This is a genomic window from Jatrophihabitans lederbergiae (assembly GCF_031845305.1).
GTDB classification, from domain to species: domain Bacteria; phylum Actinomycetota; class Actinomycetes; order Mycobacteriales; family Jatrophihabitantaceae; genus Jatrophihabitans_A; species Jatrophihabitans_A lederbergiae.
In genome coordinates, this window is record NZ_JAVREH010000016.1 from 71,807 (window position 1) to 83,125 (window position 11,319).

Consider the following 11,319-nt stretch of genomic DNA (forward strand, 5'->3'; position numbering starts at 1 on the left):
ACGGGTCGCCGTCCTTGACCCGAGCTGGTGGTGGTGCGAGCGGCGGCAGGTTGTGGCCGAAGTCCGACACGAGCTGCGCGATGCCGCGCCCGTCCGCGCTGCGGCGGCGGCTTACTTGACACCCCGGCGCTTGGGCAGACCGATCCCGAGCGGGATGCAGGCGGCGGCGAACCCGGCGTCCTGAGCGAGGTCCAGGCGCAACGGTTTGAACCCGGACCCGGTGATGTTGGATTCCAACCGGCGCCCGTAGTCGGTGACCGACCAGGTGTTGGGAATGGTGACCGCCGCGGCAATCCCGACCCGCACCAGGGCGTTCCCGTCGGCCAGGCGCACGTCTTGGCCTTCGACGCGGGCGGCGTCCCGGCGGTGCGCGGCGCGGATCTTGAACCCGGACTTGCGGCGCATCTCCGAGGCCAGGTCCGAGCTCATGGACTGGCTGCCGACGATCCGGTCAGCCTTGCCGGCCGGGATCGGTTCGTAGAAGACGGTGACACTGCGCCGCTCCCCCGCCGTGGTGGGCGTGAATACCGGGGCCAGGGCGCCCATCACCGCGCCTTTGTCGGGCAGCAGGATCGTGCAGGTGACCGTCTCCCACGCGTCGTGGGCGTAGTGGCGCCGCTCGGGGTTCGGCGTCGATGTCGGCCCGGCGGCGGCCATCGGGAACGCCGAGGCGACGTTCGGGTCGCTTTGCGCTGCAATGTCGGCGGCGGTCAGCCCCGCCCGGTCACCGGGGGCGAAGCCGGTGCGGATCGCGGCGGCCAGCGCCGGTGAGTCCAGCCAGGTCACCGAGGTGCAACCCACGGGGCCCATCAGCCGGGCCTCGATCTCACCCATGACGCCGTAGAGGACGCGGGCGCGGCCGTCGACGCCGCCGCCCGCTTCTTTGGCTTGCTTGACGATGCGGCCCTCGGGAACGACGACGGTTACGAACGCCTCGTGCCGTACCCCGGCTTGGGTCATCACGGCGGCCAGCTCGGCGTTGACCGCGAGCGCGAGGCTGGGTGCGTCCGTGCGCAGGTTGGTCTGCTGCCAGGCGGCGCGTTCGGCGCCGTCGTCGGGGACGGTGCGGATCTGCAACGCGAGGACTGAGACCAGTTCGGCGGTGGCCGCGCCTTCGAGCAACTCGGACAGGCCATTGCCCATCCGGGTTCGGGCGGGGACCTCGGACAGGCCAATGCCGGGGTGGGTGATGCGGGCGACGACGGCCCAGGTGCGTTCCCGGTTGTCGGCCACGATCGCCGGTCGGGTCAGGAGCGGCCCGAATGGCGGGCCGTCGTGGGTGCGGATGCCTGACAGCACTCCCGGCAGATCGGCCTCGTCGAAGTTCTCGACGGTTCCTGCGGCAGCTTTGGACTGCCAGTCGGTCCAGCGCATGACAACTCCTGCAGATCTGAATAGCGAATCGAGAGCCCAGCGCAACGCTGAGCGGCCTTTCACGGGGACCGCGACGAGGACGATCAGCACCGCCCAGATCGGCGTCCAGCTCAGGGCTAGGAGCCAGGCATGCGCGCCGGCGGCGATGAGTAGCGGCATTCCGCCGAGCAGGATCGTGATCCAGGCCCCGCCGCCGAGACCGAGGAACCAGCCCTGCTTGTCCCGCGACCACGACCCGTACCGGACCGGGCCAGCCGGGGCGGTCATAGGGCGAGCACCGCAGCCGCCTCCGCGCCGCCACCAGCAGCGCCAGCGCCCCCAGGCCCACCCGGCAGTCCGCCGCCACCGCCGGGCATCCCGCCGCCGGGCATGGGCGGGGTCGGCGGCATGGGTGGGGTCGGAGGTGTCGGAGTGCTGCCACCGTCGCCGGAGCTGTTCTTACCGCCACCGGACTGATTGCCACCGCCGTTGGAGCTGCGGGTGCTGCGCTCGTCGGTCGGGGTGGGGCTGTAACCGGGCGAACCGATCCCGGCCTGACCGAGGACGTCGGAGCCGATGTCGGCAGCCTTGGTGGCGATCGAGCTGACCGCGCCCATGCCCGCTCCGAACGCCTGGCCGACAAGGCCGAGCGCGCCCATCGCCTGCGACAGACGCGATTGGGTCTGCGCTTCGGCGCCGGACTCCCCGCCCGAGCGCCCGTCGCCGCCGCTCTGGGTCGCCGCAGAACTGCCCGAGGACTGCTTGCCGCCGCCGCTCATGACCCCGGACATGCCGCCAGCGTCGGACCACGACTGCCGCAAGGATGCACCCGAGGCGGTGCCCGGTTCGACGAAGGCCAGCAGCCGGAACAAGACCATCGGGCAGCACGCGCCGATCGCGATCACGATGCAGCCGACGACGGCCATGCCGGCGTGGGCGGTGTTGACCGAATTCGCGTAGTCGGTGACTCCGCCGATGCCACCACCCTTCTTCGGTGGTGCGGGCGGGGCAATGACACCGGTCGACAGCTTGACCCCGGTGCCGAGCAGCAGCGCGGCCATCGGAGATATCAGCAGGCAGCTGAAGAACCAGCGCAGCGTCTTCCAGAACCACACCTTGCCGGTCTCGGACACCAGGCCGGCGGCCGAGATCGGGGCGGTGGCCACGAGGATGATCAGCGCGGCCTCGCGGACGAACATGATCAGCACGTAGAAGACCGCGGCGGGGATGACGATGAGCAGACCGAGCACGCCCAAGACGGTGGCGAGGGTGACGTCGCCAACCTTGTCCGGGAAGCTGGCGGAAAGGTCGACGTGGGACAGGTCCTGCGCGTGCAGCATCGACTCCAAAATGCCGCGTTCCAGCCCGGCGGCGGCGGCCACGAATCCAGCCGCAAAACCCAGGTAGGCGGCCCACACCAGCCCGAATTGGCCGATGCCGACGAAGATGCGTCCCAGCGACTCACCGTCGCGGCGGACCAATGCAAGCGCGAGCTGGACGAACATCATGATCACCGCGAGGGTGGCGCCGAGCCACAGAGTGGTCGGTAGAACCGAACCCATCGGGCCGCCGGCCGACAGGTCGGGGGTGGTGAATGCGTCGATGATCTTGAAGGCCAGCTTCAGCAGCCACAGCGCGGCCGACCACAGCGCGGTCATCGCGGCAAGCCACACATCGCTGACGGCCTTGGACGCAGCGTTGCCGAGCCACTTGAGCGGGTTGAGGTCACCGAGGCCGAAGGCCTCGACTCGCTGACCGGGGCAAGGCAGCTGACTGCATCCGGCGGCCAGTACGGCGGTGGCGGTCATCGTGTGCTCTCCTGTCGTAGATCGCGGTAGCCGACCGCGATCGAGGTGTCGGTGTCGGGCCACACCGACGGCGGGGTCGCCGGCTCCGCGCCGGGGCCGACCATCCAGCGCGTGCCGTTCCACTGCATGCGTTGACAATCGGCCGCCGCGCCGCGGCTGGTCTGCTGAAGCGTCACGTCGATCTCGAAGTCGACGCAGGGCACGACGAAGTCGGGGCCGACGCTGCCTTTGACCTGGCCCATCAACGGTGTGACGACCAGGGCCAGCTGGTTGGCGCCACCGCCGGACAGCCCGGCGGCGTCGAAGAACTCAGCCATCGCCTGCACGCCTGACCAGGGGGTCGGCGTCGGTCCGCCGGGCATGGCCCACGCCGCGATGACGGCGCGGGCGCCCTCCATGGTCCCGGACTGCAGTGCCGTCTGGTCGATCGCGACCAGCTGCGCCATTGCGCCCTGCGGTGTGTGCGGAAACCCGGTGGGCACCTGCGCCGGTCCGCTTCGTGTCCCGGCGGGCAGCGTGATCGGCGTGCCCGGATCTCTGGTGGAGACTGGGCCGGGATGGGATGCGTCCTCGTCGACGGTGGCCATGGGCTTGTCGGCCACTGCATCCCGAGGGTCGATAGCGGCGCGGCCGGGCTTCGACCCGCCGTCACCGCCGCCTTGGCTCGCGGGGTGGGCGGTCGCGCCGTGCTGATCGGCCGTGTGCCGGGCGGAACCAACGGCGTAGACGACTGCCAGCACGACCCCGACCACGAACAGCACCACCGTCACGGCGGCCCCGATCACCAGGGCAAGCATCTTCTGGCGGGACCACTCAGGCGCAGGCCGTTGCTTCCCGCCGCCCCTTCTCGACCTGTGGCCGAACATCAGCAGCCGTTCCCGGTGATCGAGGAGAGCATCACGTAGCCGACGACGTAGATGATGGCGCCGACGAGGCAGATCATCAGGCCGTCGAATCCGAGCCGTGCACCCTTGGGATGATGGGTCACCCGGCCCCAGACGAGCATCCCGACCGAGACGAAGAACGAGATGGCCAGGATAGCCAGCACACCCCACTTCACCCAGGCCAAGACCTGGTCCGACCAGACCTGAACCCCGGGCGGTGCCTTCGGGCAGACGCCGGCTGCCAGGTAGTGTGCGCCGACCTTGGCGGCGAGGAGGTTGCTCATCGCGTGGTTCCTTTCGTTCCCGGCGCGTGCACCGTGGTGGTGACCTCGCCCGACCGGGCGGCGTCGATCAGCCCCAGCAGCGACCGGCCGGCCATGAAGACGGCCTTGGGCAGTGGGGAGTGGGTGGGGCCGGTGACCTCGATGCGCCGATCCAGCGGCACTGTCACGACGTGGCCGGCGGCGCGCAGTCGTCGCAATCGGGGGCCCAGGCTGGCGGTGACCTCGCCGGGCCAGCGCTTGGCCCCGAGTACGGCGACCGCCACCGGCACTTCCTCGAGGGCGTCGAGGGTTTGCTCGACCAGCCGGACACCGGGCACGTTCGCCCGGCACACGACGACGCAGCGCGCTGCGCTGGTGACCAGGCGTGCGAGGTTGTCGACCGAGGGCAGGCCGAGGTCGACGACGGTCGCAACAGCGGCAGCACGATCGGCTGGCCAGCCGTCCGGGGTCCTGTCGCCGGCCCGCCGGTCGATCGTGACGTTGCCGCGCAGGCCGCGGCGCCAGGCGCCGCTGGAGTCCATGCCGAGTTCGGACCTCGATGCCGCGACGAGTCCGGAACGGGCCGGGTGCGCGGTCTCCACTAGGTGGACCGCCCCTGCGGCGGCCGCGGCATCGGCGACGGCGAGCGCGACGGTCGAGGCCCCGGCACCGGCGTGCGCGGCCATGATGGTGATCCAGTCGGCGTCGATGTCGGCGCTCGCTTCTGCTGACCCGATCGCGGTCTCCTCCAGGTTGATGGTCGCGACCGCACCACCCCCGACGGGTGCGATCGGGACCGGCTCGGCCGAGGCGGAGCCTGCTGGACGGGCCCGCAGGTTCTGCAGCAGCCCCCGGTAGGCCTGCTGCAATTCGGCGACGGACAATAGGCGCCCGTCAGGTGGCACATCGCCGCCGTTGAAGACGTCGATCTTCTGGCCGGTCACTCCGATCTCGCACAGCTTCATGCCGACAGTCCGCCGCTCCACCTGACTTCGGTGCGTTCGGCGGCGGTGCCTGCCTGCCCGCGGCGGTGCTGCGTCCATACCGCGGTGCCGGCCAGCAGCTCGGCGTCGAGTGCCCCTAGCTGCGCCCGGGCAGCCGGGCCGGGCCGGAGCTCATCGGCCAGTCGGGTGAACCGGTCGACCGGCGCCTGGCTCACTGCTGCGCGGGAACCGATGATCTGGTGGACCTCTCTGGCCATCCGGCCGTTCGCCGCTGAGACCGTCTCGAACAGGTCGCCGACCTCCCCGGCGGTCAGTTCGCCAGCGTCGGGTTGTCGGTCCGTGTCCGGTGGTCTCATGCGCCTGCTCCTCGATTGGCCAGAAGGGGTCTCACTAAGGGCAGGCGCACCCGACGGCTCATTGCTGACAGCCGAGGCGAAAGTTTTTCGTGGGGATTCTCGAAGCCTCGGCAGAGGCTCACGCGGCCGCCGCCAAGTACTCCCTGGCGGCGAGCCGGACCGCGGTCAGGGTCCGCTCCCGGCGCCGGTAGAGCGTCCGCTCGGAGATGCCGTGAGCGCTGGCCACGCGTCCATCGGCGCCGGCTGCGGCTTCGCTCGTTGCCTCGGCCCGGGCGCGTTCGGTGGCCACCAGCAGCCGCACGCCGTCCAAGTCCGCGCCAGATCGGACCGCCCACAGCAGCAGATCCACGACGTCGACGTCCTCGTCGTCGCTTTCATCGGGGCCGGCTTGTACGCCGGTGACTAGTCGCAGAGCGTCACCGTCGCCGGTGACGTCCTCGCCCAGTTCGGGGTGGTGACGGACGCTGGGACGTAGCTCGTCCAGAACCGCCCGGCGGGTCTCTAGTCGCAGGTTCTCGGCGTAGGCGCGGGTGCGGCCCCGCCGCAGGTAGCTGCGGATCTGGAGGGTCAGCTCCCCCACGATCAGCGCCACGATGTCGCGGCTGAGGTCGCACAGATCGTTGGCCAACCCGAACACCGCCGGGCTCATGCAGTGCAGCGCCAGCAGCAGCGCGTCCTCGTCGTTGCCACCGCCGTCCGCGGCGGCCAGGCGGACCAGGGCCCCGAGGACGGCGTCAGAGCGGTCCTTGTCGCCGCCGTTGCCAAGCACCGATTGGATCTGCTCCACCCGCGTCAGGCCGCTCAGCGCGGGCTCGAGGGCAGCCCAGCGGCTGACGGTGTCGCGGCTGTTCAGGCGGGTGACGAGCGCTCGCCAGCTCCCGGCGATTGACGGGTCGAAGAACATCTCAGGGCCTCCGGCATCAGGTGGTGATGCCGTTGACGCTCCAAAGACGTGTTCACCTTTGTGTCACCCCAAAATCGGGGTGACACCTCCGATCCGTGGGGAGACGGCGCCGTCACCAGGGCCGCGTCACCGCCCGGCCGCGAGTGGTGCAGCGCCGCCGGGCGCTCAGTTGGGAGTAGGTGATACTACGGGGTGACACGAACTCGGAGGGGGTGACACCCCAGATTCCGGGGGTTCAACCTTTCGGCACCTAAGCCATCGATGTCGTCCGGAGGGAAAAAACCAGGGTGACGCGGCCGCCGTCGGGTGACCACCGACGGCGGCCGGATCTGATCAGTACCGACTCAGAGCCAGCAAATCAACAGCGTTACCGCGATCATCGTCGGACCGAGCGGAACTCGGATCGCGCGGCCGCGCTGAGCGGGCCGCAGCACCGCGATGACCATGGCCGTCACCGCCGCGAGCAGGACCGCCGCGAGTTCACCATCCAGAACCTCGGGCCAGTCGAGCCAGCCGAGCAGGCCACCGGTCATCGCCGCTACGCGGACGTCGCCCAGCCCCATGCCGCCGTCGGCGAGGAAGGCAAGGACGAACCAGACGGCGCCCAGGACTGAAGCGGCCATGAGTGCCCGCAGCAGTCGATGAGGCTCGCCGTGGCGCGGTCGCGGCGAGGACGAGGATGGCCCCCTCAACCGCAGCCAAGGAGCTGAGCAGACGGGACGGCAGAATTTGCTTCTGGGCGTCGACCACCGCCAGCACGGTCCCTCCAGCCGCGAATAGCCACCAGGCCGTCCAGGGTCTGCTGGCGACAGCCAAGGAGCCGAAGCCAACGGCGGCAATGGCCACGACCGCGCCGCGACTGACGGTCACTCTGCGTGGTCGCCACCAGCCGGACGCCTGCCCCTCGGCCAGGGCAGCGGACCATCCGGCGAGCAGCGGACTGACCGCAAGCGCGACTACGGCGGACCCCAACGGCGGCCTGCCAGTTCGGGTGGGCCAGGCCGGTCGCCAGGCTCACCGTGGACCCAGCAGCCAAGTCCGCCGACGGCGGATCGCGGAGTCCACCCGGGCCTCGTGGATGGTGCGGCCGGGGTCGCCACTCGCCACCAGACCAAGGCGCAGTATCCGACGGTGATTGTCTACCGGGACCGAGCGGCGATGTTCGGCGCGTGGTCGGGCTAGACCAAGACGGACCAAACCAACGACCGGCACCAAGGGCCAACTTTCGATCGGCGTTCACAACCACGAACCCGATGACCTCGCCGGGGCGGTGGGTCTTGTAACCGCGAGCCCAGTTTGGCACCCGTAGTGCGAGACACACCCACCTCGCGGGGGGCCGCACGAACACCCCACCGCCGCGCAGCTCCTCGATCCACCGCCGCTCGGCCGACGGCGGACGCCGCCCCGGCCCCTTCTTCACACGACTCGACGAAGGCAACACAGCTCCATAGCCGGCTCATCGCAGAAGAGGGTGAGTTCGTGGCCTAGACACCACGAATGTTGGCCTCAGGCCCGCTTTCGGGCCCAGGCAACCGACCGTGTCGGTAACCGCTCACCACGTTTCATTGAGAAGATCCCAATACCCCCGCCAAGGGCCGACGCATCGCCGAGTCAGTGATCACCTCGTTCCCGTCCGCCCGGTCCTCGAAGTCGCCCGCCTCGGTCGCACACTCAGATCTAGTGTCGCGCTAGGGAAGTAACGTTACTTCGTGGGATCATGATGTATGCCGTTGACTGTGGGTGTGCAGGTTTCCGAACGTGACCGTGAGGTGCTGGCGTCGTGGACGCGGTCACCGTCGCTGCGCGCCGGGCTCGCGCAGCGGGCCCGGGTGGTGTTGCTGGCTGCAGACGGTGTCGGGACGGCCGAGATCGTGCGGCGGGTCACGTTGAGCAAGCCGGCGGTGATCGGCTGGAAACGGCGTTACGCCGCTGAGGGGCTCGCCGGGTTGGATGATCGGCCGAAGTCGGGTCGTCCGGTGGTGATCGACCCGGTGCAGATCGTGCTCGCGACGCTGGAGCCGCCGCCCGAACAGTTGGGCGTGACGCATTGGTCCAGCCGGCTGCTTGCCGCTCATCTGGGGATCAGCGACTTCACCGTGTCTAGGACGTGGAAGAAGTGGGGGCTGCAGCCGTGGCGGGTGCAGACGTTCAAGTTCTCCACCGATCCGGAGTTGGAAGCCAAGATCCGCGACGTAGTCGGCCTCTATCTGAACCCGCCGGACAAGGCGATCGTGCTGTGCGTGGACGAGAAGTCCCAGGTGCAGGCACTCGACCGGACCGCACCGGTGCTGCCGCTGCGGCTGGGGATGCCGGAGAAGCAGACCCACGACTACGTCCGCCACGGCACCACGACCCTGTTCGCGGCGCTGGAGGTCGCGACCGGCAGGGTCACCGACGCCTGCTACCCGCGCCACCGCCACGAGGAGTTCCTGCACTTCCTCAAGCAGATCGCCAAGGCCTACCCACGAGTGAAGCTGCACATCGTGGCCGACAACTACGCCACCCACAAACACCCCGCCGTGCAGGCCTGGCTGGCCAAGAACCCGCGGATCACTATGCACTTCACCCCGACCTCTGGGTCGTGGCTGAACATGGTCGAGATCTTCTTCGGCATCATCACCCGCCAGGCGATCCGCCGTGGCACCTTCACCAGCGTCAAAGACCTCATCGGGGCCATCGGCATCTTCATCGACGCGTGGAACGAACGCTGCGAACCGTTCATCTGGACCAAGACCGCCGACCAGATCATCCCGCGTACCACCCGCAGTAAAGTCACTTCAATAGCGGGACACTAGGCGTCAACAGGTGCTGGCCTACTTCGCCACCAGCGGCGTCTGAGCCGGCACCGAAGCGATCTGTCGATCATCGAAGAGAGCCGTCGGATCACCCGGCTTCTGCAACTTCGGCAACTACCCCTCTACGAATCCTGCTCCGCGCCGACGCGACCCGCCCCTACCGCCGAACCTGACCCCATGCTCAGCGGAGAAGAGCCGCTTAAGTCAGAACCTGAGCTTTTGTCACAATCAGATAACGGATGGCAGGGATTCTGCCGACTTCTGCGCCTGAGCTTCGGAAACCACTTCTGACGATGGAGGCAGACCTCATGACGCTCGAGAGAAGAAACGGAGACAGTGATGATCGGGACAGTGATCAGCTTGAAGGTCCGGCAGCCTTGGAGCGACTGGAAGATGTGGCGGCCGACCGAGCTGACCCGAATCCCGGATCCGACGGAGTTCTTTTCGGGGTTGGATCTGCAGGTGTAAGCCCAGATTACCTAGATAGCAGCACTCGGCAGGGGAGGGCTACCTGGCGGAGGTCGGCCGCTTCCGCATGGCCTGCTCGACCACGGAGTCGCAGCTGCTTTGGGAATTGGCGCTCACCCGTCACAATCGACACACCCGAAATCGGCCCCAAGCGCGGACACAAATCAGCCGACGCCGACCCCTGCGCCGTGGCTGCGGTCATCGGGACCGTCGACCATTCGTATTTCAGCTCGTCTCACGCATGGCCTGTACCAAGTCGAGCAACGACGGGCCGGAGAGCAAAGATGACGGCGTATCGACGGATCGACGAGCTACCCGCTGAGTCGCATCCCATCGGCGCTGTCCACCCGCGGGACTTGCGCCATCGTCAGGCGCTCCCTACGCGTCTTAGCTCCAGTGGCGGAGAGGGGCCCACGTGGTAGCTCCATTGTCTTCGGAGACGCGGAGGTATCTAGAAATGGCTCTCGCTAGCAGGCGAGCCGCAGGCCTACCCGCCGAGATTCGAGAATGCGAGGCGTGGAAAGCCTTCGGCCGGGCCATCAACTATGCTGGCTCGCCGCCCGAGACTCTGCGTACTTCCGGCGCAGGTACGCATTCCGGAGTTCGCGACGTTCAGCATCCGTGCGAGGCAGAGGCCGTGGCGGCAGCCGTCGGCGAAGCACCTCAAGCGGCATATCCGCGGAGTCGTCTGACCAGCTAATGACTGCGCGGTACTCCGGGGAAAGAGTTGAACCTCGTCCGGCGGGGAATACTGTTACCACACGAATCAACGCACGCAACGCTGCCGTTTGCTGCTCGCGATCCGCTTCTTGCCAATGATCCAACATGCTGAGCCCATGTCGACGCTCAGCCTCTCTGACGGTTTGATCGGCTCCTACACTTCCCAGTTCGGCCAACTGCTTCTCGATGGCCAGCTTGTTTCTCACGAACTGGACGCGGGTGAGATCACCATCGCCGTAGGCGGCCGCTTGATCATCCAGCCTTGCAAGGAGCGCCTCTCGTGCTTTGCCCGAGGGGTCGCTATCTCTCCGCCCCTCCGACTCGACCCGCCGCGCAAAATGTTGCGCGTACCCGGTGACCATACCCACGAGCCACGGCTCAATCTTCGCCGCACCAATACTGACCTTGGCGCAACCTCCATTGGTACTAATGCATCGATATGTAGCGTATGTGCCCGCTTTTGTTTTTGCTTGGCGGTCTTGTCCCCAGCCCAATGTATTCCCGCAGAGCCCACAGCGCAGGATTCCAGCTAACAAACTTCTGTGCCCACGCTTCTTATACCGGCGCGCTTCGAAGAGTGCAAGCATTTCCCGCCAGTCTGATTCCTCAATCACTGCAGGCCATGCTCCCCGAACTACATTGGCGGCGACAAAATTCGCCGGGTAGGGACCGGTCACTTCGCCTCGCTTACGCCTAGCCCGAAACTTTCACGCAGCGCCTGTTGGTCGTCGTTGTTGAGGCGGAAGCCTCTGTGGTTTCCGATTGTGCCGTGGGGGCATGACAATTTGGCCGAGTCGCTCGGTTCGCCGGTTCCACATGCCGGT

The 11,319-nt window shown here is 68.0% G+C and carries 11 protein-coding genes and 1 pseudogene; 2 read left to right on the top strand and 10 right to left on the bottom strand.

Features of this window, described 5'->3' with window-relative positions:
• Nucleotides 1-111: 111 nt before the first annotated feature.
• From RM423_RS13135 to RM423_RS26255, 9 genes and pseudogenes are all read right to left on the bottom strand, one after another.
• Nucleotides 112-1,641 carry an SCO6880 family protein gene (locus RM423_RS13135; protein ID WP_311423484.1) on the bottom strand — a complete coding sequence of 510 codons (1,530 nt, stop codon included), beginning with the start codon at nucleotides 1,639-1,641 and terminating at the stop codon, nucleotides 112-114.
• The gene (locus RM423_RS13140) at nucleotides 1,638-3,161 is read right to left on the bottom strand and encodes a hypothetical protein (RefSeq protein ID WP_311423485.1); all 1,524 of its coding nucleotides are present in this window, start codon (nucleotides 3,159-3,161) and stop codon (nucleotides 1,638-1,640) included. The genes RM423_RS13135 and RM423_RS13140 overlap by 4 nt, the downstream gene beginning before the upstream one ends.
• The gene (locus tag RM423_RS13145) at nucleotides 3,158-3,946 is read right to left on the bottom strand and encodes a hypothetical protein (protein WP_311423486.1); all 789 of its coding nucleotides are present in this window, start codon (nucleotides 3,944-3,946) and stop codon (nucleotides 3,158-3,160) included. The genes RM423_RS13140 and RM423_RS13145 overlap by 4 nt, the downstream gene beginning before the upstream one ends.
• 80 nt (nucleotides 3,947-4,026) lie before the next feature.
• On the bottom strand, nucleotides 4,027-4,329 hold the full coding sequence (locus RM423_RS13150) for a hypothetical protein (RefSeq protein ID WP_311423487.1): 303 nt from the start codon (nucleotides 4,327-4,329) through the stop codon (nucleotides 4,027-4,029).
• Nucleotides 4,326-5,273: a hypothetical protein gene (locus RM423_RS13155; RefSeq protein WP_311423488.1), complete on the bottom strand. Its 948-nt coding sequence runs from the start codon at nucleotides 5,271-5,273 to the stop codon at nucleotides 4,326-4,328. The genes RM423_RS13150 and RM423_RS13155 overlap by 4 nt, the downstream gene beginning before the upstream one ends.
• Complete coding sequence (locus RM423_RS13160) at nucleotides 5,270-5,608, bottom strand: hypothetical protein (protein ID WP_311423489.1); 339 nt, start codon at nucleotides 5,606-5,608, stop codon at nucleotides 5,270-5,272. Before RM423_RS13160 ends, RM423_RS13155 begins: the two co-directional genes overlap by 4 nt.
• Nucleotides 5,609-5,726: 118 nt before the next feature.
• Nucleotides 5,727-6,512, bottom strand: coding sequence for a hypothetical protein (locus RM423_RS13165; RefSeq protein ID WP_311423490.1), 786 nt, complete (start codon nucleotides 6,510-6,512; stop codon nucleotides 5,727-5,729).
• 344 nt (nucleotides 6,513-6,856) lie between these two features.
• On the bottom strand, nucleotides 6,857-7,135 hold the full coding sequence (locus tag RM423_RS13170; RefSeq protein WP_311423491.1) for a hypothetical protein: 279 nt from the start codon (nucleotides 7,133-7,135) through the stop codon (nucleotides 6,857-6,859).
• A 620-nt stretch (nucleotides 7,136-7,755) separates the two neighbouring features.
• Nucleotides 7,756-7,932: pseudogene (locus tag RM423_RS26255) on the bottom strand (IS30 family transposase); the annotation flags it as partial.
• A gap of 304 nt (nucleotides 7,933-8,236) precedes the next feature.
• Between RM423_RS26255 and RM423_RS13175 the strand changes: the two are divergent.
• The gene (locus tag RM423_RS13175; protein WP_311423492.1) at nucleotides 8,237-9,307 is read left to right on the top strand and encodes an IS630 family transposase; all 1,071 of its coding nucleotides are present in this window, start codon (nucleotides 8,237-8,239) and stop codon (nucleotides 9,305-9,307) included.
• 339 nt (nucleotides 9,308-9,646) lie between these two features.
• Complete coding sequence (locus tag RM423_RS13180; RefSeq protein ID WP_311423493.1) at nucleotides 9,647-9,775, top strand: hypothetical protein; 129 nt, start codon at nucleotides 9,647-9,649, stop codon at nucleotides 9,773-9,775.
• 539 nt (nucleotides 9,776-10,314) lie between these two features.
• Here the strand turns inward: RM423_RS13180 and RM423_RS13185 are convergent.
• Entirely contained in the window at nucleotides 10,315-11,172 is an 858-nt protein-coding gene (locus RM423_RS13185; RefSeq protein WP_311423494.1) for a zinc ribbon domain-containing protein, read from the bottom strand.
• Nucleotides 11,173-11,319 lie beyond the last annotated feature (147 nt).

Excerpts from the sequence above, each read along its gene's own strand:
- RM423_RS13135 (WP_311423484.1), bottom strand. The coding sequence starts at position 1,641 with ATGACCGCCCCGGCTGGCCCGGTCCGGTACGGGTCGTGGTCGCGGGAC.
- RM423_RS13140 (WP_311423485.1), bottom strand. The coding sequence starts at position 3,161 with ATGACCGCCACCGCCGTACTGGCCGCCGGATGCAGTCAGCTGCCTTGC.
- RM423_RS13150 (WP_311423487.1), bottom strand. The coding sequence starts at position 4,329 with ATGAGCAACCTCCTCGCCGCCAAGGTCGGCGCACACTACCTGGCAGCC.
- RM423_RS13155 (WP_311423488.1), bottom strand. The coding sequence starts at position 5,273 with ATGAAGCTGTGCGAGATCGGAGTGACCGGCCAGAAGATCGACGTCTTC.
- RM423_RS13160 (WP_311423489.1), bottom strand. The coding sequence starts at position 5,608 with ATGAGACCACCGGACACGGACCGACAACCCGACGCTGGCGAACTGACC.
- RM423_RS13165 (WP_311423490.1), bottom strand. The coding sequence starts at position 6,512 with ATGTTCTTCGACCCGTCAATCGCCGGGAGCTGGCGAGCGCTCGTCACC.
- RM423_RS13170 (WP_311423491.1), bottom strand. The coding sequence starts at position 7,135 with ATGGCCGCTTCAGTCCTGGGCGCCGTCTGGTTCGTCCTTGCCTTCCTC.
- RM423_RS13175 (WP_311423492.1), top strand. The coding sequence starts at position 8,237 with ATGCCGTTGACTGTGGGTGTGCAGGTTTCCGAACGTGACCGTGAGGTG.
- RM423_RS13180 (WP_311423493.1), top strand. The coding sequence starts at position 9,647 with ATGATCGGGACAGTGATCAGCTTGAAGGTCCGGCAGCCTTGGAGCGAC.